This window comes from Salipiger sp., assembly GCF_048261495.1.
Taxonomy (GTDB): domain Bacteria; phylum Pseudomonadota; class Alphaproteobacteria; order Rhodobacterales; family Rhodobacteraceae; genus Salipiger.
The window spans coordinates 118,429-140,896 of the sequence record NZ_JBLXFX010000002.1 but is presented as its reverse complement, the minus strand read 5'-3'; the positions used below and the strand labels follow the sequence as shown (position 1 = coordinate 140,896).

Here is a 22,468-nt window from a genome sequence, read left to right as displayed (position 1 = left end):
CGGGCTTTGAAATCCGTACAGGTGCGTCTGCTTCAGGCGAGCTGAATGTTGACGGCACTTTCGCGGCCATCGCGGCCAGCCTGAAGATCGTAGGTGACCTTCTGGTTGTCCTGCAGGCCGGTCAGGCCGGAGCGCTCGACAGCGGAAATGTGGACGAACACGTCCTTGGAGCCGCCATCGGGGGCGATGAAGCCGTAACCTTTGGTGGTGTTGAACCACTTCACGGTGCCAGTTGCCATGGGTGTGACCCTTTATCCTGAGTATGCTGCCCGCGGGAGTGCGGCAGCGCGGCATTGTCGTCGTGTTCGAGTGACTTGGCCGGATAGGACAGGGTCGTCGAAGTAGAAGAACGTAGCGGGCAACCACATCTCACATGCAGGGATTCGGTGCAAGGAATTTTGCCGCCGGGCTTGCCTGCAGGCTGTCTCTGGCCCAATCATCCGCGAGCGCAAACAGGAGTGTGAGAGATGTTCGGATTGGTGGCGGCCGGTGTCGCGATGGGGCTTGGCGGAACGGTGGCGATGGACCTCTGGGCGATTGTCCTGAACCGGGTTTTCGGACAGGGCAAGCCGAACTGGGCCAATGTCGGACGCTGGGCCGGGCACCTGCCCGAGGGCCGGGTCTTTCACGACGACATCGCGGCGGTCGCTCCCGTTCAGGGCGAGCTGGCGCTGGGCTGGGCGGTGCATTACGGCGTCGGGATCGCCTACGGGATCATCTGGGCGCTGCTTGCGGGGGCCGGTTGGCTGGCCGCCCCCACGTTCGTGCCGGTCTGGATCTTTGCCCTCGTAACGATCGCGGCCGGCTGGTTCCTGCTTCAGCCCGGAATGGGCCTCGGTACGGCCCTGTCGAAAACGCCGACACCCTGGAAGGGACGGGCGCTCGGGCTGGTGACGCATACGGTCTTCGGCCTCGGGATGTGGCTCGTGGCGCTGACGATCTGATCCCGGCGCACGGTCAGATCATCGCCCAGTCGGTAAAGCGGAACGGCGGTGCTTCGGCGGCCGGCGCTGGTGGCGTCTTGATGCGAATGCGGGGTTTCATGCGGGCCTCCGTCAATGTCCTGAACAATGGGGATAGTCTGCCGCAACCGCGCCCCGCCGTCAGGTCGGGGATTCCGGTAGTTGCCCTGCGCGAACTCCGGACTGCGGGACGCGCAGCATCAAAAAGGCGCCCCGAAAACGGGAGTGCCCCGATGGCGTGCGGTACTACCCGCCTCAGACTGCGGACTTGCGCCGGCGCCGGAGGGGACCGCCCCGCCCATGACGCCGAGCGCGCCGAGAAGCGGCGGAAACGCGGCGGGGAGCGGCACGGCGCTGGACGCAGGCGTGACGAAGGTCTCGTCCATCAGCAGATTCATGTGACCGCCCGAGGCGTTGTTGTAGTAGATCAGTTCGAAATCCTTGGTGCCGCCGTCCGGGTTTGCGGTCGCCGACACGAGGCTCTGCGTATTGCGACGCGGGTCCAGCGCGGTCTGAGCGTTGCCGCTCAGCACGGTCACGCCCCGATGGTCAGTTGATACCCGTCGTTGGCGCTGATGGAATAGGTGTGAACCGCCGGAGTGAGGGCGTGCGGGCCCCGGATGACGTAGAGCGTATTCTGGAAGGTCTGGGGCGCATTCCCGGAAATGTAGGTGGCGAAGCTCGGAACCGTGCTGAGCGGCGTGCCGGTTCCGGCGGCCTCGATCAGCGGCAGAGTGGTGGCGGTGTATCGCGCCACGGCAGCGGGATCTGTCGCGAGGTAGGTTTCGGCGGCGCTGACCGTGCCGATGGATTGGGCGTAGACCTCTATGGTGAAGGTCGCCGCGAAGGCAGGCATAGGCAGAATGAAGGCGACGAATGCCGCAATTCGAAAAATGGTCATCGTAAAATTCCCTGACGCCGGATGGCGATTTCACTATTTCCGGAAATCCGAAAGCGTCAAATGAAGTGTCTTGTCTTCGCCGCAACTCCCCGACCCCGGTTGCGTCCGGAGTCGGGGAAGTCTTCTTGAAGTTGCCGATGCGGTAAGGAATTACCGCGAGAACTTCTTGAACTTCACGCGCTTGGGTTCCAGCGCATCCGCGCCGAGCCGCCGCTTCTTGTCTTCTTCGTAGTCTTCGAAGTTGCCCTCGAACCATTCCACATGCGCATCGCCCTCGAATGCGAGGATATGCGTGCAGATCCGGTCGAGGAAGAACCGGTCGTGCGAGATGACCACGGCGCAGCCGGCGAAGTCGACCAGCGCATCTTCGAGCGCCCGCAGGGTTTCCACGTCGAGATCGTTGGTCGGTTCGTCGAGCAGGATGACGTTGCCGCCCTCCTTCAGAAGCCGGGCCATGTGAACGCGGTTGCGTTCGCCGCCGGACAGCAGGCCGACCTTCTTCTGCTGGTCGCTGCCCTTGAAGTTGAAGGCGCCGCAATAGGCGCGGGAGTTGATCTCCGCGTCACCAAGCTTGATCAGTTCCGCCCCGCCGGAAATCGCTTCCCAGACGTTGGCATCCGGGTCGAGATCGTCGCGCGACTGGTCGACATAGGAAAGCTGCACCGTGGTGCCGAGTTCGATGGAGCCGGAATCCGGGGTTTCCTGGCCGGTGATCATCTTGAACAGCGTGGACTTGCCCGCGCCGTTGGGACCGATCACGCCGACGATGCCGCCGGGGGGGATGGAAAAGCTCAGATCCTCGATCAGGAGCTTGTCGCCCATGTGCTTGGTCAGGTTCTCGACCTCGATCACCTTCTGGCCGAGCCGTTCGCCGTGCGGAATGACGATCTGGGCCTTGCCGACACGCTCGCGCAGGGACTGGTCCGCCAGTTTCTCGTAGGACTGGATGCGGGCCTTGGACTTTGCCTGCCGGGCCTTGGCACCCTGCCGCATCCATTCGAGTTCGCGTTCCAGCGTCTTCTGCTTGGCCTTGTCCTCGCGCGCTTCCTGCTGGAGACGCTTGGCCTTCTGATCGAGCCAGGCGGAATAGTTGCCCTCGTAGGGCAGGCCGCGACCGCGGTCCAGTTCGAGAATCCAGCCTGTGATCGAATCGAGGAAGTAACGGTCGTGGGTGACGATCAGGATCGTACCCTTGTACTCGATCAGGTGGTTCTGCAGCCAGGCGATCGTCTCGGCGTCGAGGTGGTTGGTCGGTTCGTCGAGCAGCAGCATCTCGGGCGCTTCGAGCAGCAGCTTGCACAGCGCGACGCGGCGGCGCTCACCGCCCGACAGGGTGGTCACGTCGGCATCGTCGGGCGGGCAGCGCAGCGCCTCGAGCGCGACGTCGATCTGGCTGTCGAGATCCCAGAGGTTCTCGGCGTCGATCTGATCCTGCAGCGCGGCCATCTCGTCGGCGGTCTCGTCGCTGTAATTCATTGCCAGCTCGTTGTATTTGTCGAGCTTGCCCTTCTTTTCCGCCACGCCCAGCATGACGTTCTCGCGCACGGTCAGCGCCGGGTCGAGATGCGGTTCCTGCGGCAGGTAGCCGACGCGCACACCCTCCGCGGCCCAGGCTTCGCCCGAGAAATCCTTGTCGGTCCCGGCCATGATCTTCATCAGCGTCGACTTGCCGGCGCCGTTCACACCGACGACACCGATCTTCACCCCGGGCAGGAAGCTGAGTTTGATGTTCTCGAAGCATTTCTTGCCGCCGGGATAGGTCTTGGAGACGCCATCCATGTGGTAGACGTATTGATAGGTGGCCATGTCGTCCTCCGGTGTGAGTCAGGGCGGCTGTATCGCACCCGACCGGGCGAAAGAAAATGGCAAACTGGCAAGCCGTGGACGCGCGGTGCCAACTTAAGCCGATCGAAAGGAATTTGACGGCATGAGGGGACCCGGAGGCCCCCGCACGAAGGCGGGGGATTGGCCAGTGCCGGGAGCAGTGCCGTGAGCGAACCCATTCGGAAATACCGCAGAAGCAAGTGGAAGCGTCTGAAACTCAAGTGGAAGATGCCCATCCTGATCAGCGTTCCAACGGTCCTCGTGACGGCTGCCGTGGTGATGATCAGCTACTATCACGCTGCAACCTCGCTCGAGGTGCAGCGCCGCATCGCCTTCGAACAGGTCCTGGGGGATCGGGAACATGCCCTGCAGTCATGGATGACCGGGATCGGATCCGATCTCAGGTCGCTGTCGCTGAGCAATTCGGTCCAGCGGGCGCTGCCGCTCTTCGCCTCCGCCTGGCACGGCATGGGGGCGGCCGCCGGCACTGAACTTCAGCGCGCCTATATAGAGGACAACCCCAATCCGGTCGGCAGCAAGGATGCGCTGGACGACGCGGGCGACGGATCGAGCTGGAGCCGCATCCACGCCGGCTTTCACCCCGGGTTCCGGTCCTTCCAGCAGGAGGGCGGATACTACGACCTGTTCCTCTTCGATCTCGAGGGCAATCTCGTCTACACCGTGTTCAAGGAAAACGATTTCGCCACGAACTTCCTGACCGGACCCTATGCGGCGACCGGCCTCGGCGAAGCGGTCGCCGCCTCGATCGCGGCGGATCGCGGGACGGTGTATTTCTCCGACTTCGCGCGCTACGCCCCGAGCGCCGGAGCGGCCGCGAAGTTCGCCGCAATTCCGGTGTTTTCCAATGACGGCAAGCGGATCGGGGTTCTGGCCCTGCAAATTCCGGTCGACAACATGGCCACCGTCCTTGCCGGGTCGGACCTCCTCGGCCGGACCGGGGTCGTCTACCTGGTGGATCATCAGGGCCGGGCGCTCAACGACAGGGACGGCGAGCGCGGATATGAGGCGCTCGATCCGCTGCCGGACCTGACGCAGGTCGCGGCCGCTGCACGCGGGGAGACGACCTATGTAAGCGGTGTACCGGGGCTTTCCGGGAATCCGGTGATCGCCTTGACCGACCAGGCCGGGTTCGCCGGGTCCAGCTTCGGATTCGTGCTGGAACAGGACATGAGCGAGGCAATGGTGGCCACCCGTGAGTTGCGGAACCTCACGCTCATGATGCTGGGCATCGTCGCGCTTGTCGTGACGCTGCTGGCCGTGGCCCTGGCGCGAATCCTGACCAGCCGCATCACCCTTCTGTCGGAAAGCGTGCGCGCAATGTCGGACGGCGATTTCGACACGCCCATCGACCAGACAAGGACGGGAGACGAGATCGGCGACATCGCCCGCGCGCTCGAAAGCTTCAAGCGCGACCTTGTCGAGGGGCGCAAGGCGTCGGACGAACGGGAGGCGCTGGGGCGCCAGCAGCGCGAGGTCGTGGACCGTCTGAGCCGAGCGCTGTCCGACCTTTCCGGGGGGCGGCTTGATTGCCGCATCGAAGCGCCCATGGGCAGCGATTACGAGGCACTGCGCCGCGATTTCAACGCGACGGTCGATTCTCTCGCCGGCGTGGTTTCCGAACTGCGCGACAGCGCGCGGAGCATCGACAGCGACGCGGGCGAGATGAGCGAAAATGCCGACCGGATGTCGCAGCGCACCGAAAACCAGGCAGCCACGCTGGAGGAGACCGCCGCCGCGATGGAACAGATCACCTCCAACGTGAAATCCACCTCCGAAGGCGCCAATGCCATCGTGGTGTCGATCGGGGCCGCCGCCGCCGCCGCCGAACGTGGCGAAGAGGTGCGGACCCGCGCGGTGGAGGCGATGTCGAGCATCGAGGATTCGTCCAAGCAGATCGGACAGATCATCCGGGTGATGGAAGATATCGCCTTCCAGACCAACCTCCTGGCTCTCAACGCCGGGGTCGAAGCGGCGCGCGCGGGGGAGGTCGGCCGGGGCTTTGCGGTGGTCGCCTCCGAAGTGCGAGCCCTGGCGCAGCGTTCCTCCGACAGCGCCGCGGAAATCCGCAGCCTGATCGTGAATTCCAACACGAGCGTGAGCAACGGCGTGAAGCTGGTCTCGGAAATGGGCGGGGCGATCGAAAAGATCCGCTCCGAGATCGTGGGCGTGACCTCGCAGGTGCAGGACATTGCCGTGGGCGCCTCCGAGCAATCGACGGGTCTTGCGGAGATCAATTCCGGCATCGCCATGCTCGACGAGGTCACGCAGCAGAATGCGGCCATGGTCGGGGAAAGCGCGGCGGCTGCGCGGACGCTGCTGGACAAGGCTGCCACGTTGAAAGGCCTCGTCTCCCGGTTCGAGGGGCTCTCGGAACAGATCCTGCCCGACCCGGTCCATGCGGGCCAGCCAGACCGGAGACGCGACCGTCCCGGGACCGCCGACGGGTGGGAGGAGCAGAAGCCGGGGCCTGCGGCAAAGACCGCACCACCCGCCAGGATCGCCACCGCCGGCGGCCACGACATGTGGGAGGATTTCTGACCCCTGGACGCAACGCGCACCCGCGTCGGGCCGGCGTGGTGCAGATTCCGGTTGAAGTTCAGCGCGTTCCGGTGACTCTCTGCGAACGGAGGCAGGAGAAGGCGCCGGATGCGTTGGGATGCATATCAGAACGGATTCCATGTGGAACCCGGACAGGCGGTCGGGCTTCTGGGCGGATCGTTCGATCCGCCGCATGCCGGGCACGTGAACCTGACGCTGGAGGCGCTGCGCCGGTTCCGCCTCGACCGGGTCATCTGGCTGGTCAGCCCCGGCAATCCGCTCAAGGCCCGCGGCCCCGCGCCGCTGGACGAGCGGATGGCGGCGGCGCGTACCCTGATGGATCACCCCCGCGTCATCGTGAGCGATTTCGAGGCTCGGGTCGGCACGAGGTGCACGGCGCGCACGATCGCCGCGATGAAGGAGGCCTTTCCCGCGACGCGCTTCGTCTGGTTGATGGGGGCAGACAACCTCGCGCAGTTCCACCTCTGGGACGACTGGCGCGGCATCGCCGGACAGGTGCCGATCGGGGTTCTGGCGCGGCCGGGCAGCCGGCTTGCCGCGCGGGGCTCGGTCGCGGCCACGGTGCTCAGGCTGTCGCGACTTCCGGCGCGCGACGCCGGGCTGCTCGCCCGCGCGGCGCCCCCGGCGTGGTGCTTCGTGAACATGCCGATGAGCCCGCTCAGCTCCTCCGCGCTGCGCGCAAGGCGGGCCGGAGCGAAGACGTGATCGGTCCGGCATGTGCACAACCTTGTCGGACCCCTGCGGAACGGGTTAAATCACGGGCATGATGTTTGACATTTCGAGACGCAGGTTTCTGTTCACCTCGAGCGCGGCAGCGGTCGTTGCCGCGACAGGGCCCGCGCATGCCGTCACGCCACTCTCCTCGTCGCTGAGGCCCGTGGCGCGCGGCGAGGACCTGCGGTTGCGGTCCCTGCCGTCGATCGAGGATCTGATCGCGCGGGCCAAACTGGACGGAACGGTCGGCTTTTCGGTCATCGACACCGGCTCCGACACCCTGCTCGAGGGGCACGGTGCCGAAACCGGGATGCCGCCGGCGAGCGTGGCCAAGGCGCTCACTGCCTCTTATGCGCTGGAAGCGCTGGGGCCGGGGCACCATTTTTCCACGGTCGTCCTGACCACGGGTCCGGTCGAGGAGGGAACGGTCAAGGGCGATATCGTCCTCGTGGGCGGCGGCGATCCGACGCTCGACACCGACGGGCTCGCCTCGCTTGTCTCCGACCTGGCCAAGGCCGGTGTGCGCAAGGTGTCGGGGCGGTTCCTCGTCTGTGGTGACGCTCTGCCCTACTCTGCGGCGATCGACCCCGAGCAGCCCGAGCATGTCGGCTACAATCCGGCGGTTTCCGGGCTGAACCTCAACTACAACCGCGTGCATTTCGAGTGGAAGAAGGGCGGCAAAGATTACAGCGTGAGCATGGATGCGCGCTCCGAAACCCTGCGGCCGGCCGTCGAGATGGCGCATATGGCGGTCATCGCCCGCAGTCTGCCGGTCTATACCTATGCCGACAGCAACGGCCGCGACGAATGGACCGTGGCGCGCAATGCGCTCGGCAATGGCGGGTCGCGCTGGCTGCCTGTGCGCAAGCCCGAGCTTTACGCGGGCGAGGTGTTCCGCGCGCTGTCCGTGGGCAAGGGGGTCGTGCTGCCCGCGCCGGAGGTCACGCCGACCTCGCCGGGGGGAACGGTGGTGGCGTCGCGCGAAAGTGCGCCGCTGCGCATCATCCTGCGCGACATGCTGAAATGGTCCACCAACCTCACGGCGGAGGTCGTCGGGATGTCGGCGACGCGGAAACGCAAGGGCGCGGTGGTGTCGATCCGTTCCTCGGCCGAGGAGATGTCGGCCTGGGCGCGCGAGACGCTGGGCCTCACGCATGTGGCGCTCATCGACCATTCCGGGCTGGGCGACGACAGCCGGATCGCGGCGGCAGACATGGCAAGGGCACTGACGGACGTGCGCAAACGGCTGGGGCTGAAACCCTTGCTCAAGGCGATCCCGGTGCTGGATGACAACCGCCGCGCGGTGCGCAACGCCGGAATGTCCATTCACGCCAAGACCGGCACGCTGAATTTCGTGAGCGGTCTGGCCGGGTTCGTGGATCTCGACGACGGCAGGGAGCTGGCCTTTGCGATCTTCTGCGGCGATCTCGACCGCCGCGCAAAGCTGACCCGTGCGGAGCGGGAGCGGCCCGATGGTGCCGCCAGCTGGAATGCGCGGGCCAAGGCGCTTCAACAGGCCCTGATCCAGCGCTGGGGCGTGCTCTACGCGGGCTGACGTCCGTCAGTTGCGGATGACGACCTGCATGTTCCGGGGTCCCACTTCGCGGGCGAGCGCGAAGAGGCGCGCGGCGTGATCCGGGTGAAGGCGCACGCAACCTGCCGAGGCCGGCCGGCCGAGACGGCCGATCTGGTTGGTGCCGTGGATCGCGTAATTCCCGCGGAAGAAGATCGAGTAGGGCATCGGCGCATTGTCGTAGAGGCTGGACTTGTGGTGCCGGGACAGGTGCTGCGCGGTGAAGGCGCCGCGCGGTGTCCACTTGCCCTTGCGGGCAGTGGACACCGGCCAGCTGTAGGCGACCTTGCCGTTGTAGATCACGGTCATGGTCTGGTCCGAGATGTCGACCTTTGCGACAAGCGGCGCGGCGGCGCCGATGATCGGCAGAAGGCACAGGATCAACGCTCCGGCGAGCGTGAAGGCAAAGCGGTTCATAATATCCCCCGGTGTGCAATGAGCAGTCGAAAATGGCTGAATATGCCTGTTTTCTTTTAGCTCGTTGCGCCGGGGTCGGGAAAGTCCGGGAAACCTGACCCCTGGTCAGGCCGCGCGGGTCAGGCGCTCATGTGGCGGGCGCGGGCGCCGCGTTCGATGGCCGCCGCGTGCAACCGGTCGAGGTCCAGTTCGTAGCGGATTTCCTCGAGCAGGCGCAGTTCCTCCTCGCGCAGGGTGCCGTCGGCGGCTGCAACGTCGCAGGCCAGTGCATAGGCGGTTTCGAACAGCCGTTCCGGCAGGTTGTCGCGGATCAGGCCGAAGAGGGCATCCAGCCCGTCTTCCTGTTCGAACAGGTCGAACACCAGCGACGACATGGTGCTGACGCGCTCCATGTCGTAATCGGCAAAGACCGGCAGGTTGTTGACGGCGCTGTCGATTTTCACCAGCTCGGCGGTGCGCAGATTCTCGTCCGAAGCGGACACGGCGATCATCAGGGCCACGAGGCAATCCTGCGGGGTGAGCGGGTGGGGCTCGGGCTGGGACATCGTCTGCTCTTCTTTCTCTGGTTGCTGGCGACAATTTATTGACGCTGCCGCTGCCCTGCAATAGGACCCGGACGCCTGTATACCAAGGAGTATCTCTCATGTCCGCACTGCGCGACGCAGCAATGACCTCGAAGGCGTGGCCTTTTGAAGAAGCGCGCCGGGTGCTGAAACGCTACGAGAAGAAGGCGCCCGAGAAGGGGTACGTGCTGTTCGAGACGGGCTACGGCCCCTCCGGCCTGCCCCATATCGGCACCTTCGGCGAGGTGGCGCGGACCACGATGATCCGCCGGGCGTTCGAGCTGATCTCGGACATTCCGACGCGGCTGATCTGCTTTTCCGACGACATGGACGGGATGCGCAAGGTGCCCGAGAACGTGCCGAACCAGGCGTTGCTGCAGGAGAATCTGCAGCGCCCGCTGACCAGCGTTCCGGACCCGTTCGAGGAATTCGAAAGCTTCGGGCACCACAACAACGCCATGCTGCGCCGGTTTCTCGACACCTTCGGGTTCCAGTACGATTTCTACTCGGCGACGGAGTTCTACAAGTCCGGCAAGTTCGACGAGATCCTGCTGCGCTGCGTCGAGAAATACGACGACCTCATGGCGATCATGCTGAAGTCGCTGCGCGACGAGCGCCAGCAGACCTATTCGATCTTCCTGCCGATCCACCCGGAAACCGGTCGGGTTCTCTACGTGCCGGTGAAGGCGGTGGATGCTACCGAGGGGACGATCACCTTCGACGACGATGACGGAAGGGAGTGGACGCTCCCGGTCACGGGCGGCAACGTGAAGCTGCAGTGGAAGCCGGATTTCGGCGCACGCTGGGCGGCGCTCGATGTCGATTTCGAGATGTACGGCAAGGATCATTCCACCAACACGCCGATCTACGACGGCATCTGCCGGACCCTCGGGGTGCGCCCGCCGGAGCATTTCACCTACGAATTGTTCCTCGACGATCAGGGGCAGAAGATCAGCAAATCCAAGGGCAACGGCCTGTCGATCGACGAATGGCTGACCTATGCCTCGTCCGAGTCGCTGAGCTATTTCATGTACCAGAAGCCCAAGACCGCCAAGCGGCTGTGGTGGGACGTGATCCCCAAGGCGGTGGACGAGTATCACCAGCAGTTGCGCGCCTACCCGGATCAGGACGACACGCAGAAGCTGGCCAACCCGGTCTGGCACATTCACGGCGGCGACGTGCCGGAATCGAAGATGGTGGTGCCGTTCTCGATGCTGCTGAACCTGGCTTCCGCCGCCGGGGCCGAGGACAAGGACAGCATGTGGGCCTTCATCCGCCGCTACGCGCCGGAGGCCACGCCCCACGACAATCGCGACCTGGATCAGGCGGCCGGTTTCGCGGTGCGCTACTATCAGGATTTCGTGAAGCCCTCCAAGCAGTTCCGGGCGCCGGACGCGCAGGAGCGGGCGGCGATGGAGGATCTTGCCGCGCGGCTTGAAGCCTATGACGGTACCGTCGACGACGAGTCCCTGCAGACGCTGGTCTTTGCGGTCGGCAAGGAACACGGGTTCGAGAACCTGCGCGAGTGGTTCAAGGCGCTCTACGAGGTGCTTCTGGGGCAGAGCCAGGGCCCGCGCTTCGGCGGGTTCATCGCGCTTTACGGCGTGACCGAGACGGCGGCGCTTATCCGCAAGGCAACCGCGGGCGAGCTGGTCTGACACGGCTGCCATCGCTGGAGGAATACCGGGTCGGGCGTGGAATCCACTCCCGGCCCGCTTCTTTTTGACGTTGCGGAAAGCCGACCTATTTCCTGATGCAGTCAGGTAGGAGGTCGGCTGATGCGGAAAGGTTTGATGGGAATGGTCGCGGGCGTGATGCTGGCGACGTCGGTCATGGCGCAGGAGGCCGTCGCGCCCGTGCCGGGGATCGAGGCGGTCATCTCGGGGCAGATGCGGGCCTTCGAGGGTGACGATTTCGAAACGGCCTTCGACTATGCCAGCCCCGGCATCCAGGGCATGTTCCGCAGCGCCGACAATTTCGGTGCCATGGTCCAGCGCGGTTATCCCATGGTCTGGCGGCACGACGACGTGCAATTCGGCGACCTGCGCGACGTCGAAGGCGTGCTCTGGCAGCGGGTCTTCGTGACCGATCCCGGCGGCACGGTCCACGCGCTCGACTACCGGATGGAGCAGATCGACGGTGACTGGCGCATCGCCGGCGTTCAGATCGCCCGGTTGCCCGGCGTGAGCGCCTGACGCGTCCGGACCGTTGCGCCCCGGCCGGGCCGCCGTGACGGTGGGCCCGGAAACCGTTAACATGTCGTAAGTATTTGCTGTTGCACCGGACCGTCGTGGCGGTCGGGCGGTGAAGCAGCAAAGGATGCACGGCATGAACATTGCGGTAACGGAAGGCGTGGTCCTCATGCCGACGCCCTTTTCCGAGGGGCTCGATGTCTGGTCTCGGGGGGACGGCTTGCCCGGATCGGACAGCTACCAGAACCTTGCCACGGCCGCCTTCGTGCCTGCGGATGCCGATTTCGCCGGCTGCCTCGAAATCCAGAAGACCGAGACGGTGCAGAAACTGCGCTACATGGGCGAAACGCCCATCTTTCCGGGCGTCTACCTGCGCGTGACCGCACGGATAAAGGCGCTGGCGGGCAGCCTTCCGAACGTGCGCATCGGCGCCTGGGCGGGGGACGGCAACGGCAATGCGCTGCCCGGCGTGACCTTGTCCGGGGCGACCGCGACCCTGTCTTCCTACGGCGAGGTGGTCGAAGTCTCGGCCATCGTCGGCGTCGGCTCGCGGCGGGGCGTCGACATGCCCTGGGGCCCCGGGGCGCATCACGGCCATTTCGGCATCGACCTTTTCGGTCCGAACGGAGGCGTGGTCCGCGTCGACGATATCGTGATCGAGGACGTGACCGAGGTTTTCATCCGCGATCTCGTCAACGTGGTGGATGTCCGCGACTACGGCGCCGTCGGCGACGGCGTGGCCGATGAAAGCGCGGCCTTCGAAGCGGCCGATGCGGCGGCGGCCGGGCGCACAGTCTTCGTCTCGGCGGGCACCTACAGGGTGTCGAATTCCGTGACCTTCGAGAACCACGTGGTCTTCGAGGGCACGCTGACGATGCCGAGTGCCGCGATCCTGTCGCTGACCAAGGATTTCGACCTCCCCACCTATGTGGATGCGTTCGGCGGCGACGAAGAGGAGGCCCTGCGCAAGGCCCTGCAATCCCTGCTGAACGGGGCCGATCACGAAAGCCTCGACCTGGGCGGGCGGCGGGTGTCGCTCGATGCGCCGGTGGATGTGCACGCGGCGGTCAGCAATCGCGACACCTTTTCGCAGCGACGGGTCCTGCGCAACGGTCAGCTTCGCGCCGAGGACAGCGGCCAGTGGGCGCCGCTCAGCGTCAATTCCAACGCGACCTATGCGATCTCGAACGCCGGCAAGCTGACCAATGTCGCCAACGTGGCCAACATCGCGGTGGGCAGTCTTGTCGAGGGCGCGGGCGTCGGGCGCGAGATCTACGTGACGGCCAAGAACAACGCGACTCAGGAAGTGACCCTGTCGGACAATCTTCACGACGCCGAAGGAACCCAGAACTACACCTTCACGCGGTTCCGGTATCTCCTCGATTTCAGCGGTTTCACCAAGCTCGAGAAGTTCGAGATCGAGGATGTCGAATTCCAGTGCCAGGAGATGTCCAGCGGGCTGATGCTGCCGAAGGAAGGCACGGTGAACGTGGTGCGCAACTGCGTGTTCAACCGGCCCGCGGCGCGCGGCATCACCTCGATCGGGACGGGCTGCCAGGGGCTGGTTCTGGAAAGCAACCAGTTCATCAGCGCCGAAGGCGGCGCGCTGACGCAGAACCGGGTCACCATCGCATTCAACACCAACGCCAACGACGTGAAGGTGCGCAACAACCGCGCGTCGCAGTTCCGCCATTTCGCGGTGATCGGCGGGCAGCATTCGACCATCATGGGCAATCATTTCTTTCAGGGCGACGATGCGGCGGCGGGGGTGCGCAGCGCAGGGATCGTGCTGGCCTACAAGGCCTGCAACACCACGATCAGCAACAACTACATCGACAACTGCCACATCGAATGGACCAACGAACGCGAGACGGACCCCGATCACACCGGCGGGTTCGGCTTTTCGGGCATGACGGTGACCGGGAACGTCTTTTTGTGCTCGCATGTCGCGGCGTGGTTCTCGTTCCTCGTGGTGAAACCCTACGGCGCGAACAACATCGTCAACGGGCTGAACGTGTCCGGGAACCTGTTCCGCTGCGTCGGCACGACGATCAACCGGGTCGAGCGCGTGGATACCTCGTTCGCACCGCTGAATCTGGGCGCGATGAAGAACGTCCATTTCACCGGCAACAACTATAACAACGTCGCCTACGGCACCGAAAACCCGCTTCTGGTACGGTTCAGCCAGAACAGCCACGCCGACACCTGGCAGATCGAGACCGATTCAAAGCTGCCGTTCAGCGGACATGCCCGCTACGTGACTTCGGTCGTGCTGACCTCGCGTCCGCGGGATGCGGACAATGTCACGAAATTCGTCACGCCCTATTTCTCGACCGAAGAGGGCAGCGGCAAGGACCGGGTCCATGCGATCTGGCCGGAGCCGATGCGCGGCGACCTTGCGGTGACGGTGCGCATGGACAGCTGAGGCGGCCCGGGCCGGCATTTCGTTTCCCGGAATGCCGGTCTTTTCATGGACGGGGGTCAGAATTCGGCCCAGAGGCCCAGCATCACGCCCATCGACTCGTCGCCGGTCAGCCCCCACGCGCCGCCGACCTCGGCCTTGAGGCCCGGCGCCAGCGGAAAGACGAGGGAGGGTGCAAGGCGCGCATAGCCCGGTTTGCCGGCGGGAAACCCGGTCTGCAATTGCAGGATCAGCATGCGCCCGTTGTCGAACTTCAACCCGCGGGTCAGGTCCAGCTTGTAATCGGCGAGGCCGGTCACGGCGGAATATTCCATCAGCCCCTCCGCCGAGAGCCACCCGTTTTCCAGCCCGAGACCCAGCGACAGGCCGGGGCGCAGCACGGGCGCGTCGTCGATCCGGCCGAGGCCCAGCTCGGCCGCGATCCGGAGCCCGGATTCGCGGTCGCGCAGCGGGTGGCGCAGGAAGACGATCGCCTTGCCCCCGCCGGTGCCGGACCGCCCGAGGTCGAGCCCGAGGGTGTATCGCTCGGTCAGCCCGTATTCGAAGTAGAGCGAATGATACCGGCCGTGCGGGTCCTTCGACACCATGCGGGACAGGTCCTTCGGCCAGGAGAACCGCGCGGCGGTGCTGAGAAAGGCCTCGCCTTCGGGGCGCAGCCAGGCGCCGGCCACAAGCGGCTCTCCCGCCAGCAGCAGGAACGTGAGGATCAATGCTCGCCAATACGTCATCAACGCCCTCCCGGCCTGTCCGAGCATGGCTTCATCTTGGTTAAGGCACGGTTAAGGATTGAGGTGACGCCCGGTTAAGCGGGCTGGACGGGGTCGGGGGAATGCCTATGCTGCATCTGCAAAACGAGACGTCGGGAGGGCTGGCGAATCGGGCGGACTTCGGGGGTGTTTCCATGACGGGATCTGTGATCACGGTGGCGCAGCAGAAGGGCGGATCGGGCAAGACCACGATTTCCGCCAATCTGGCGATTGGGTTGCGGATGCGGGGGCTGAAGGTCGCGCTGGTGGACATCGATCCGCAGGGCAGTCTCGGCCGCTGGTTCATGACCCGGATCGAGATCGACCCCGGCGCGGCGGAAGGGCTGGAATTCGCCACATCCTCGGCCTGGGGAATCACCTACGAATGCCGCAAGCTGGCCGATTCCCATGACGTCGTGATCGTCGACACCCCGCCCAAGGCCGACAGCGACCTGCGCCCGGCGCTGCGCGCGGCGGACCTGGTGATCGTTCCGGTCTCGATGAGCCATGTGGACCTCTGGGCTACCGAGGGGGTTCTGGACCTTGCCCGGCGCGAGAATCGCGAGACGCTCGTGGTGCTGAACCGCACCCGCCCCGGCACCCGCCTCGCGCGAGAGGTCGAGGAGGCCGCGCAGAAGATGTCGGCGCGGGTTGCCGACAGCCGCTTTGCCAACCGCGTCGGCTATGCCGAGGCCTTCGGCCAGGGGCGCAGCGCCGCCGAGGGCCGCAAGACCGCCGCCCGCGGCGAGGTCGAGGCGCTGGCCGCAGAGGTGGCGGAGGTTCTCGCGAACGGCTAAGACCGTGCCTGCCCGTGGTGGGCAGGGAGACCCGACGATGACCGACCTTGCGGCGCTGTCCGACACGATCACGCGCAACCGCGCCACGCAGCCGGTGTCGAAGCTGGGCTATTTCTGCGCGCCGTTCCGCCCGGCGGACGGGCCGTTTGCCGACAGGGTCATCAAGGTCTATCAGCCGCTGCGGGACAGGGCCGTGGCCGAACGGCTGGCCCGCTGCCACGACGACTACGCCGCCGCCCTGGTCGAGGCCGGCGTGCCGCTGCCCGACACCGCCTTTCACCTGCTGGAAGAGGGCACCGCACGGCTGCCGGTCATCGTGCAGGAGGCGCTGCCGGCGGAATCGCTGATGCGCCCGCTCATGCAGCAGGTCGGGCGGGAGGAGAGCCTCGCGATGATGGAGGCCGCGGGACAGGTGATCGCGCGGTTCTGGAACTACGCCGATCGGTTCGAAACCCGCATCGGCTTTCATCCCTCGATCCGGAATTTCGCGATCCGCGACGGGCAGGCGGTTTTCTTCGACACCTTCCCGCCGCTCATCCACTATTCGCGGGAAGAGATGGGGCGGATGCTGCTGACCTTCTCGGAAAGCCGCCTTATGCGGATGGTGGGGCCGCTGATGCAGCGCCGGGTCACGGGGATACAGGACGAATGGTATTCCCCGCCCGAAACCCTCGTCGGGCTGGTCGGCTCGGCCTGCCGCCTGCGGCCGGACGATGCCCGCGCCTATCTCGACTGGGGGTGCGACTTCGCGGAGCGCGCCATGCCGCTCTGGGCGGAGGAGGCGCTGCCGCACATGCAGGAGGTTCCGCGACTGCCGGGCTACTGGACGGGGTTCCGGAAACTGCTGGGGCTTCAGGGCGCCCCCAACGTCTGAAACGAGGCGGCCCGGACGGATCGGAAATCCCCCGGGCCGGCAGTCGGGCGCGGCGCCCGATCCTTCGATGAAAGACCGGGTCCTCGCGGATCAGACGATCTTGATGCCCGCCTTCTGCGCGTCGGCGACGAAGGCGGCAAGGCCCTTGTCGGTCAGCGGGTGGTTGACGAGGCCCTTGATGACCGAGGGCGGTGCCGTCATCACGTCCGCGCCGATCTTGGCGCATTCCGACACGTGGTTCGCGGTGCGGATCGACGCGGCGAGGATCTGCGTCTCGAACCCGTAGTTGTCGTAGATCGTGCGGATGTCCGCGATCAGGTCCAGCCCGTCGATGTTGATGTCGTCCAGACGGCCGATGAACGGCGAGATGAAGGTCGCCCCGGCCTTGGCCGCGAGCAGCGCCTGGTTGGCGGAGAAGCACAGCGTGACGTTGACCATGCGGCCGTCGTCCGAGAAGGTCTTGCAGGCGCGCAGGCCGTCCAGCGTCAGCGGCACCTTGATGGCGATGTTCGGCGCGATCTCGGCAAGTTTGTTGCCCTCGGCGATCATGCCCTCGTAGTCGGTCGCGACCACCTCGCCCGAAACCGGGCCGTCGACCATGTCGCAGATCTCCGCGATCACTTCGAGGATGTCGCGCCCCGACTTCATGATGAGCGAGGGGTTGGTGGTCACGCCGTCGACCATGTTGAGGTCGTTCAGTTCGCGGATGGCGTCGATGTCGGCGGTGTCGACGAAGAATTTCATGTGGGTCTCCCTCCCGGGGTCGCTTGGCTTTCGGTCGCGCGTGTCTTACCCCATGAGGGGCCGGGCCGGAAGGCCCGATGGTCAAGCGCTAACGGAACTCCTCGGAACCCCGTAATGGACGATTTCTATGCCGAAGGCGATCTGGTCGCGGTGCTGACGACGCAGCCGCTGGATCGGCCTCTGGATTATCGCGCCCCCGAAGGCGGCTGCTGGCAGGGCGGCTTCGTCGAGGTGCCGCTGGGCCCGCGCCGGGTGCTGGGCGTGGTCTGGGGCCCGGGGCAGGGCGATTACGACCTGTCCAGGATCCGCGCCGTGCACCGGGCGCTCGACGCCGTGCCGATGCGCGCCGAACTGCGCAGCTTTCTGGCACGCGCCGGCGACTACACGCTCACCCCGCTCAGCGCCATGCTGCGCCTTGCCACCCGCGCGCCGGGCCTTGGCGAGGCACCGTCGATGCGCCGCATCTACCGGCTGGGCGAGGGCGAGCCGGACCGGATGACCGATGCCCGCCGCCGGGTGCTGGAGGTGCTGCGCGACATGGGCGGGCTGGCGCTGACGCTGGGCGAACTGGCCGAGACCGCGGGCGTGACCACCTCGGTGGTCAAGGGGCTGACGAAATCCGGCGCCGTGCGCGAGGAGGACGCCCCCCGCGACACGCCCTTTCCCCGGCTCGATCCCGACTACGGCGGCAAGGATCTGACCGGCGACCAGCAGACCGCCGCCACCGCCCTGCGCGAGGGCGTCGCGTCGGGTCGCTACGGCACGACCCTGCTCAAGGGCGTCACCGGCTCGGGCAAGACCGAGGTCTACCTCGAAGCCGTCGCCGAATGCCTCGCGCAGGGGCGCCAGGCGTTGGTTCTGCTCCCCGAGATCGCGCTGACCTCGGAATTCCTCACCCGGGTCGAGGCGCGGTTCGGCGCGAAACCCGCGGAATGGCATTCCGGCGTCACCGTGACCGAACGGCGGCGGGTCTGGAAGATGGTCTCCGGCGGCGGGGCGGAGCTGGTGGTCGGCGCGCGCTCGGCGCTGTTCCTGCCGTTCCGCGACCTGGGGCTGATCGTCGTCGACGAGGAACACGACACCTCCTACAAGCAGGAGGAGGGGGTACTCTACAACGCCCGCGACATGGCCGTGCTGCGCGCCTCGATCAACGGCGCGCAGGTGGTGCTGGCCTCGGCCACGCCGTCGCTGGAAAGCTGGGCCAATGCCGATGCGGGAAAGTACCGGCGGCTCGACCTTACCGCGCGGTTCGGAGAGGCGGTCATGCCCGAGATGCGCGCGCTGGACATGCGGGCCGAGGATCTGCCGGGAAACCGCTGGATCTCGCCCAGCCTGCAGGCGGCGGTGCGGTTGCGGCTCGAACGCGGCGAACAGGCGATGCTGTTCATCAACCGCCGGGGCTATGCGCCGGTCACGGTCTGCCGCGCCTGCGGCCACCAGATCGGCTGCAGCCAGTGCGACGCGCGGATGGTCGAACACCGCTTCCTGCAGCGCCTCGTCTGCCACCAGTGCGGCGAAACGATCCCCAAGCCTTCTGCCTGCCCCGATTGCGCGGCCGAGGACAAGCTGGCCGCCGTCGGCCCGGGGGTCGAGCGGCTGGCGGAAGAGGCGCAGACGCTGTTCCCCGACGCGCGGCTGTCGGTGCTGTCCTCGGACCTCTTCGGCTCGGCGCGGGCACTCAAGGAGGCGATCGAGACCATCGCCGCCGGCGGTGCCGACATCATCATCGGCACCCAGCTTGTCGCCAAGGGTCACAATTTCCCGCTGCTGACGCTGGTCGGGGTGATCGATTCCGATCTCGGGCTGCAGGGGTCGGACCTGCGCGCGGCCGAACGGACCTTTCAGCTCATGCGGCAGGTGGCGGGGCGCGCCGGGCGGGCCGAAAAGCGTGGCACGGCGCTGATGCAGACCTTCCAGCCGGAACATCCGGTGATCCGCGCCATTCTGTCGGGGGACGAGGAAGGCTTCTGGAAGGCCGAGGCGGGCGAACGCATGGCGGCGGGGATGCCGCCCTACGGACGGCTGGCCGGGGTCATCCTGTCCTCGACCGAGGTTCAGGAGGTCTTCGACCTCGGCAACGCCATGGCGCGGCAGGACGCCCCGCTGCGCCGCATCGGGGCGCAGGTCTACGGGCCTGCGCCCGCGCCCATCGCCCGGGTGCGCGGACGCCACCGGGCACGCTTGCTGGTCAAGGCGCCCAAGGGGGTCGCCCTGCAACCCGCGCTGGCCGAATGGACCGCGCAGTTCCGCCTCAAGGGGTCGCTGCGCCTTGCCATCGACATCGACCCGCAGAGCTTTTTCTGACGCTCAGAGCAGGGCGGTGAAGGCGGGCCACGCCTCGGGATCGGCCAGGGTCTTGTCCCGGCAGAAGGCATTGCAGAAGCCGAAGACGCGCCCGTCGATCTCCAGCAGGTGGGTGATGTCCTTGCCGGAATAGGGGCAGGCGTCGTTTTCGGGCGTACCGTCCTCGACCGCGCGGGCGGCGCGCGGGGCGGGACCGGGCCAGTCGGTGCGCGGTGCGTCGCGGTCGTACCAGGGCAGATGTTCCTGCCGGGCGATACCCATCGCACGCCAGCGGCGGAACGCCGGGTCGCCCAGATGCGCCGCCACATAGTCCCGCGCGGCGTCGCCGGTTCCCAGCCCGTAGGTGGCGAATCGCGCCGCGATCGGGGCAAAGAAGGCATCCGCAGCCGAATAGGCCCCGCAGAGCCAGGGGCCGTCCCCGCCGAACCGGGCGCGGGCAAAGGACCACAGATCCTCGATCCGGGCCACGTCGGCCCTCGCTTCGTCCGAGATCGCGTAATCCGAATAGGCGGTGCGCAGGTGCATCGGGCATTCGCCGCGCAGCGCCCCGTAGCTGGCGTGCATTTCCGCCGCGAGGCTGCGCGCCATGGCGCGCGCCGCCGGATCGGATGGCCAGATCCCCGCGTCCGGATGGCGCGAGGCGATTTCCTCGGCAATGGCGAGGCTGTCCCAGATCACGGCGCCGTCATCGGCGACGAGCACCGGCACCGTACGCGCCGGGCGCAGGGCGGCCACCTGGTCGGCCACGGAGCCGTCGAGAAAGTCGACCCGCCGCACCCGGAAGGGAATGTCGAAGCGGTGCAGAAGAAGCCAGCCCCGCAGAGACCAGCTCGAATAGGTGTAATTCCCCAGGACAAGTTCGTAACTCATTGCCGTACCCTGCAATTTCGGTTCGTTCCAGAGTGGCCCGGGCCGGCCGGTTTTGGAAATGCCCTTTCGTGCGGGGGGCGATCACGGGAGGTGATGAATGCCCCCTTCCGGGCACCGATTTCGAAAAAGACATCCTCCCCGCGCATTTTTCAGGAAACCAAACGTGATACATCGGCGTTACCCTTCCGTAGTAGACTGAGACAGCCGGACCCTGACGGCGGTCCGATACAGCGGGGAATTTCCATGGCGCTCGATACATTCAACGATCAGACCCTGTCCCGCCGCGCCATGAAGGCCGAGCTTCTCGATGCCGAAACCGAGTTGAAACTGGCCTATGCCTGGCGGGACGAGCGGGACGAACAGGCCCTCCACCGGCTGATCACGGCCTACATGCGGCTGGCGATCTCCATGGCCTCGAAGTTCCGCCGCTACGGCGCCCCGATGAACGACCTCATCCAGGAGGCCGGGCTCGGCCTCATGAAGGCCGCCGACAAGTTCGATCCCGACCGCGGGGTGCGCTTTTCGACCTATGCGGTGTGGTGGATCAAGGCCAGCATCCAGGATTACGTGATGCGCAACTGGTCCATGGTGCGCACCGGGTCCACCTCCTCGCAGAAATCGCTGTTCTTCAACATGCGCCGCGTGCAGGCCCGTCTCGAACGCGAGGCGGCTGCCGAGGGGCTCGTGCTGGAACGGCACGAGCTGCGCAATGCCATCGCGACCGAGATCGGCGTGCCCCTCAACGACGTCATCATGATGGAGGGGCGGCTCTCCGGTTCCGATTTCTCGCTGAACGCCACCCAGTCGACGGACGAGGACGGGCGCGAGTGGATCGACACCCTCGAAGACGAGGGTGAACAGAGTTCCTCCATCGTGGAAGGGCGGCTCGACAACGCGCAACTGCGGGAATGGCTGGTCAGCGCGCTGACCTCCCTGAACGAACGCGAACGCTTCATCGTGCGCGAGCGCAAGCTGCGCGACGAAAGCCGCACGCTGGAAAGCCTCGGTCAGGAACTCGGCCTCTCGAAGGAGCGGGTTCGGCAACTCGAAGCCGCCGCCTTTGCCAAGATGCGCAAGTCTCTTGAAGCCAACTCGCGCGAGGTGCAACACTTCCTCGCATGAACAGACTCATCGCGCGCCGCCTCGCCCTCACCCTCCTCCTGCTTCCCTGCGGAGCGCTTGCCCAAGAGGGGGACGAGGCGCTGAGCGGCGCAGAGGTGGTCTTTCTGGGGGAAGTGCACGACAATCCCGCCCATCACGAGCGCCAGAGTGCGCTGGTGGGCGAGATGAAGCCGACGGCGCTGGTGTTCGAGATGCTGACCACCGACCAGGCTGCGCGCATCCACCCTGAACATCTGAAAGACGCGGCGGCCATGGCCGAGGCGCTGGAGTGGGACGACAGCGGCTGGCCCGATTTCGCGATGTATTACCCCATCTTCACCGCCGCCCCCGAGGCCGCGATCTTCGGCGCCGCCCTGCCGCGCGAAGAGGCGCGCCAGGTGCAGGGCGGTGACCTTGCCGCGATCTTCGGTGAAACGGCGGGCTTCTACGGGCTCGACGAACCCCTGCCTCTCGAAATCATGGCCGAACGCGAGGCGCTCCAGAAGTCCGCGCATTGCGATGCCCTGCCTGCCGACATGCTGCCCGTCATGGTCGGCATCCAGCGCCTGCGCGACGCGCGCCTTGCCGAAACCGCGCTCGAGGCGCTGGCGGTTCATGGCGGGCCGGTGGTGGTCATCACCGGCAACGGCCATGCCCGCAAGGACTGGGGTGCGCCCGCCATGGTGCACATGGCCGCGCCGGAGGTCCGCGTCGCCGCGCTGGGGCAGGGCGAAGGGGGCACACCCCCTGACGGCGGCTTCGACGCGGTCGAGGATTCTCCTGCCGTCGAACGCGAAGATCCCTGCAAGGCCTTCACCGGCGACGGGTCGCCTGCCAATTGAGTTTTCCGCGCGGGGGCTCTAACTCTCGTGGCGGACAACAGC

At 66.2% G+C, this 22,468-nt stretch carries 21 protein-coding genes; 12 read left to right on the top strand and 9 right to left on the bottom strand.

Going from position 1 to position 22,468, the window contains the following annotated elements:
* Positions 1 to 32: 32 nt before the first annotated feature.
* Entirely contained in the window at positions 33 to 239 is a 207-nt protein-coding gene (locus tag ACN0RJ_RS04115) for a cold-shock protein (protein WP_417719373.1), read from the bottom strand.
* Between the two features lie 228 nt (positions 240 to 467).
* Between ACN0RJ_RS04115 and ACN0RJ_RS04110 the strand changes: the two genes are divergently transcribed.
* Complete coding sequence (locus ACN0RJ_RS04110; RefSeq protein ID WP_417723485.1) at positions 468 to 944, top strand: DUF2938 domain-containing protein; 477 nt, start codon at positions 468 to 470, stop codon at positions 942 to 944.
* 218 nt (positions 945 to 1,162) lie between these two features.
* Here the strand turns inward: ACN0RJ_RS04110 and ACN0RJ_RS04105 are convergent, their stop codons facing one another.
* The 3 genes from ACN0RJ_RS04105 to ettA form a co-directional block, all read right to left on the bottom strand.
* Complete coding sequence (locus tag ACN0RJ_RS04105; protein ID WP_417723484.1) at positions 1,163 to 1,501, bottom strand: hypothetical protein; 339 nt, start codon at positions 1,499 to 1,501, stop codon at positions 1,163 to 1,165.
* Positions 1,498 to 1,818 carry a hypothetical protein gene (locus ACN0RJ_RS04100; RefSeq protein WP_417723483.1) on the bottom strand — a complete coding sequence of 107 codons (321 nt, stop codon included), beginning with the start codon at positions 1,816 to 1,818 and terminating at the stop codon, positions 1,498 to 1,500. The genes ACN0RJ_RS04105 and ACN0RJ_RS04100 overlap by 4 nt, the downstream gene beginning before the upstream one ends.
* Positions 1,819 to 2,013: 195 nt before the next feature.
* Positions 2,014 to 3,669, bottom strand: a complete 1,656-nt coding sequence (gene ettA / locus ACN0RJ_RS04095; protein ID WP_417719370.1) for an energy-dependent translational throttle protein EttA — start codon at positions 3,667 to 3,669, stop codon at positions 2,014 to 2,016.
* A gap of 183 nt (positions 3,670 to 3,852) precedes the next feature.
* On the opposite strand from ettA, the gene ACN0RJ_RS04090 reads away from it, so the two are divergent.
* The 3 genes from ACN0RJ_RS04090 (at position 3,853) to dacB (ending at position 8,536) form a co-directional block, all read left to right on the top strand.
* Positions 3,853 to 6,246 carry a methyl-accepting chemotaxis protein gene (locus tag ACN0RJ_RS04090; protein WP_417723482.1) on the top strand — a complete coding sequence of 798 codons (2,394 nt, stop codon included), beginning with the start codon at positions 3,853 to 3,855 and terminating at the stop codon, positions 6,244 to 6,246.
* 108 nt (positions 6,247 to 6,354) lie between these two features.
* On the top strand, positions 6,355 to 6,972 hold the full coding sequence (locus tag ACN0RJ_RS04085) for a nicotinate-nucleotide adenylyltransferase (protein ID WP_417723481.1): 618 nt from the start codon (positions 6,355 to 6,357) through the stop codon (positions 6,970 to 6,972).
* Positions 6,973 to 7,030: 58 nt separating this feature from the next.
* Positions 7,031 to 8,536: a D-alanyl-D-alanine carboxypeptidase/D-alanyl-D-alanine-endopeptidase gene (gene dacB / locus ACN0RJ_RS04080; protein WP_417723480.1), complete on the top strand. Its 1,506-nt coding sequence runs from the start codon at positions 7,031 to 7,033 to the stop codon at positions 8,534 to 8,536.
* A 6-nt stretch (positions 8,537 to 8,542) separates the two neighbouring features.
* On the opposite strand, the gene ACN0RJ_RS04075 is transcribed toward dacB, so the two are convergent.
* Positions 8,543 to 8,971: a L,D-transpeptidase gene (locus tag ACN0RJ_RS04075; protein WP_417719366.1), complete on the bottom strand. Its 429-nt coding sequence runs from the start codon at positions 8,969 to 8,971 to the stop codon at positions 8,543 to 8,545.
* 119 nt (positions 8,972 to 9,090) lie between these two features.
* Positions 9,091 to 9,516: a tellurite resistance TerB family protein gene (locus ACN0RJ_RS04070; protein WP_417719365.1), complete on the bottom strand. Its 426-nt coding sequence runs from the start codon at positions 9,514 to 9,516 to the stop codon at positions 9,091 to 9,093.
* Positions 9,517 to 9,614: 98 nt separating this feature from the next.
* Here ACN0RJ_RS04070 and ACN0RJ_RS04065 point away from each other — a divergent pair, with 98 nt between their 5' ends.
* The 3 genes from ACN0RJ_RS04065 (at position 9,615) to ACN0RJ_RS04055 (ending at position 14,151) form a co-directional block, all read left to right on the top strand.
* A complete protein-coding gene (locus tag ACN0RJ_RS04065) occupies positions 9,615 to 11,192 on the top strand; it encodes a lysine--tRNA ligase (protein WP_417723479.1) in 1,578 nt (525 codons plus the stop codon).
* Positions 11,193 to 11,312: 120 nt separating this feature from the next.
* On the top strand, positions 11,313 to 11,729 hold the full coding sequence (locus tag ACN0RJ_RS04060) for a DUF4864 domain-containing protein (protein WP_417723478.1): 417 nt from the start codon (positions 11,313 to 11,315) through the stop codon (positions 11,727 to 11,729).
* A 133-nt stretch (positions 11,730 to 11,862) separates the two neighbouring features.
* Positions 11,863 to 14,151 (top strand): glycosyl hydrolase family 28-related protein, encoded by a 2,289-nt coding sequence (locus ACN0RJ_RS04055; RefSeq protein ID WP_417723477.1) that lies wholly within the window; start codon positions 11,863 to 11,865, stop codon positions 14,149 to 14,151.
* A gap of 56 nt (positions 14,152 to 14,207) precedes the next feature.
* Here ACN0RJ_RS04055 and ACN0RJ_RS04050 read toward each other — a convergent pair whose 3' ends face one another.
* Entirely contained in the window at positions 14,208 to 14,876 is a 669-nt protein-coding gene (locus tag ACN0RJ_RS04050; RefSeq protein ID WP_417723476.1) for a hypothetical protein, read from the bottom strand.
* 173 nt (positions 14,877 to 15,049) lie between these two features.
* Between ACN0RJ_RS04050 and parA the strand changes: the two genes are divergently transcribed.
* Positions 15,050 to 15,691 carry a ParA family partition ATPase gene (gene parA / locus ACN0RJ_RS04045; protein WP_417723475.1) on the top strand — a complete coding sequence of 214 codons (642 nt, stop codon included), beginning with the start codon at positions 15,050 to 15,052 and terminating at the stop codon, positions 15,689 to 15,691.
* A gap of 37 nt (positions 15,692 to 15,728) precedes the next feature.
* On the top strand, positions 15,729 to 16,565 hold the full coding sequence (locus tag ACN0RJ_RS04040) for a DUF6206 family protein (RefSeq protein WP_417723474.1): 837 nt from the start codon (positions 15,729 to 15,731) through the stop codon (positions 16,563 to 16,565).
* Positions 16,566 to 16,655: 90 nt separating this feature from the next.
* Here the strand turns inward: ACN0RJ_RS04040 and fsa are convergent, their stop codons facing one another.
* Entirely contained in the window at positions 16,656 to 17,309 is a 654-nt protein-coding gene (gene fsa / locus ACN0RJ_RS04035) for a fructose-6-phosphate aldolase (RefSeq protein ID WP_417719358.1), read from the bottom strand.
* Between the two features lie 114 nt (positions 17,310 to 17,423).
* Here fsa and ACN0RJ_RS04030 point away from each other — a divergent pair, with 114 nt between their 5' ends.
* Positions 17,424 to 19,613 carry a primosomal protein N' gene (locus ACN0RJ_RS04030; RefSeq protein WP_417723473.1) on the top strand — a complete coding sequence of 730 codons (2,190 nt, stop codon included), beginning with the start codon at positions 17,424 to 17,426 and terminating at the stop codon, positions 19,611 to 19,613.
* A 3-nt stretch (positions 19,614 to 19,616) separates the two neighbouring features.
* Here ACN0RJ_RS04030 and ACN0RJ_RS04025 read toward each other — a convergent pair whose 3' ends face one another.
* Complete coding sequence (locus tag ACN0RJ_RS04025; protein ID WP_417723472.1) at positions 19,617 to 20,483, bottom strand: glutathione S-transferase N-terminal domain-containing protein; 867 nt, start codon at positions 20,481 to 20,483, stop codon at positions 19,617 to 19,619.
* A 243-nt stretch (positions 20,484 to 20,726) separates the two neighbouring features.
* Here ACN0RJ_RS04025 and ACN0RJ_RS04020 point away from each other — a divergent pair, with 243 nt between their 5' ends.
* Together ACN0RJ_RS04020 and ACN0RJ_RS04015 are read left to right on the top strand one after the other, a co-directional pair.
* Complete coding sequence (locus ACN0RJ_RS04020) at positions 20,727 to 21,605, top strand: RNA polymerase factor sigma-32 (protein WP_417719355.1); 879 nt, start codon at positions 20,727 to 20,729, stop codon at positions 21,603 to 21,605.
* The gene (locus tag ACN0RJ_RS04015) at positions 21,602 to 22,426 is read left to right on the top strand and encodes a ChaN family lipoprotein (RefSeq protein WP_417723471.1); all 825 of its coding nucleotides are present in this window, start codon (positions 21,602 to 21,604) and stop codon (positions 22,424 to 22,426) included. The genes ACN0RJ_RS04020 and ACN0RJ_RS04015 overlap by 4 nt, the downstream gene beginning before the upstream one ends.
* The last annotated feature ends 42 nt before the right edge of the window (positions 22,427 to 22,468 follow it).

Bases quoted from the DNA above. Each gene is read 5' to 3' on its own strand.
- ACN0RJ_RS04115 (WP_417719373.1), bottom strand. From the start codon at position 239: ATGGCAACTGGCACCGTGAAGTGGTTCAACACCACCAAAGGTTACGGC.
- ACN0RJ_RS04110 (WP_417723485.1), top strand. From the start codon at position 468: ATGTTCGGATTGGTGGCGGCCGGTGTCGCGATGGGGCTTGGCGGAACG.
- ACN0RJ_RS04100 (WP_417723483.1), bottom strand. From the start codon at position 1,818: ATGCCTGCCTTCGCGGCGACCTTCACCATAGAGGTCTACGCCCAATCC.
- ettA (WP_417719370.1), bottom strand. From the start codon at position 3,669: ATGGCCACCTATCAATACGTCTACCACATGGATGGCGTCTCCAAGACC.
- ACN0RJ_RS04085 (WP_417723481.1), top strand. From the start codon at position 6,355: ATGCGTTGGGATGCATATCAGAACGGATTCCATGTGGAACCCGGACAG.
- dacB (WP_417723480.1), top strand. From the start codon at position 7,031: ATGATGTTTGACATTTCGAGACGCAGGTTTCTGTTCACCTCGAGCGCG.
- ACN0RJ_RS04075 (WP_417719366.1), bottom strand. From the start codon at position 8,971: ATGAACCGCTTTGCCTTCACGCTCGCCGGAGCGTTGATCCTGTGCCTT.
- ACN0RJ_RS04070 (WP_417719365.1), bottom strand. From the start codon at position 9,516: ATGTCCCAGCCCGAGCCCCACCCGCTCACCCCGCAGGATTGCCTCGTG.
- ACN0RJ_RS04065 (WP_417723479.1), top strand. From the start codon at position 9,615: ATGTCCGCACTGCGCGACGCAGCAATGACCTCGAAGGCGTGGCCTTTT.
- ACN0RJ_RS04060 (WP_417723478.1), top strand. From the start codon at position 11,313: ATGCGGAAAGGTTTGATGGGAATGGTCGCGGGCGTGATGCTGGCGACG.
- ACN0RJ_RS04055 (WP_417723477.1), top strand. From the start codon at position 11,863: ATGAACATTGCGGTAACGGAAGGCGTGGTCCTCATGCCGACGCCCTTT.
- ACN0RJ_RS04050 (WP_417723476.1), bottom strand. From the start codon at position 14,876: ATGACGTATTGGCGAGCATTGATCCTCACGTTCCTGCTGCTGGCGGGA.
- parA (WP_417723475.1), top strand. From the start codon at position 15,050: ATGACGGGATCTGTGATCACGGTGGCGCAGCAGAAGGGCGGATCGGGC.
- ACN0RJ_RS04040 (WP_417723474.1), top strand. From the start codon at position 15,729: ATGACCGACCTTGCGGCGCTGTCCGACACGATCACGCGCAACCGCGCC.
- fsa (WP_417719358.1), bottom strand. From the start codon at position 17,309: ATGAAATTCTTCGTCGACACCGCCGACATCGACGCCATCCGCGAACTG.
- ACN0RJ_RS04030 (WP_417723473.1), top strand. From the start codon at position 17,424: ATGGACGATTTCTATGCCGAAGGCGATCTGGTCGCGGTGCTGACGACG.
- ACN0RJ_RS04025 (WP_417723472.1), bottom strand. From the start codon at position 20,483: ATGAGTTACGAACTTGTCCTGGGGAATTACACCTATTCGAGCTGGTCT.
- ACN0RJ_RS04020 (WP_417719355.1), top strand. From the start codon at position 20,727: ATGGCGCTCGATACATTCAACGATCAGACCCTGTCCCGCCGCGCCATG.
- ACN0RJ_RS04015 (WP_417723471.1), top strand. From the start codon at position 21,602: ATGAACAGACTCATCGCGCGCCGCCTCGCCCTCACCCTCCTCCTGCTT.